The organism is Macrococcus lamae (assembly GCF_004359545.1).
Classification (GTDB): domain Bacteria; phylum Bacillota; class Bacilli; order Staphylococcales; family Staphylococcaceae; genus Macrococcus; species Macrococcus lamae.
In genome coordinates this window covers 1-459 of sequence record NZ_SCWB01000046.1, presented here as the reverse complement: position 1 = coordinate 459, position 459 = coordinate 1, and the positions used below count along the sequence as shown (strand labels likewise).

Genomic DNA, 459 nt, shown 5'->3' with positions numbered 1-459 from the left:
GACTTTTCAGTGCTGATGGTTTGAGTGGGACTCTCATCCACAAGTACCGATACAAAATATCTGTTTCCCTCTCTGGACACAGTTGCTGACTTGATGTTGTCATTAGGAATGTAGCCGTATTCCTTCAATCGGATCCATTTTAATTTAGGCAGGAATATACGATGTCTTCCAACTTTTATTGTCCCTATCAGATAGAACGACCCTTTCAGTGATTTCTTTTTATAGGAGGGGAAGCCTGTTTTCTTACTGAAGAAACCTCTGTAACTTTTATCGGCATTCATGATGGACTGTTTGACTGCCTTGCTGGAGACGTCTTTAATCCACTGATTCTGTTTGGAATGACGATTGTTAAGCCATCTACTGAAGTCATAGCCACTCATAAATGATAGATTTCTCTTGTATCTATCCTGATTTTTCATGATAAACAGATTATAGACATAACGTGTCACACCGATTGTC

Annotated in this window: 1 protein-coding gene; it reads right to left on the bottom strand. The window is 39.2% G+C overall.

Annotated features, from left to right (window positions below; all coding sequences use genetic code 11):
* On the bottom strand, window positions 1-459 hold a 459-nt coding region (locus ERX29_RS11025; RefSeq protein WP_481817010.1), incomplete at both ends, for a nuclease/transposase family protein.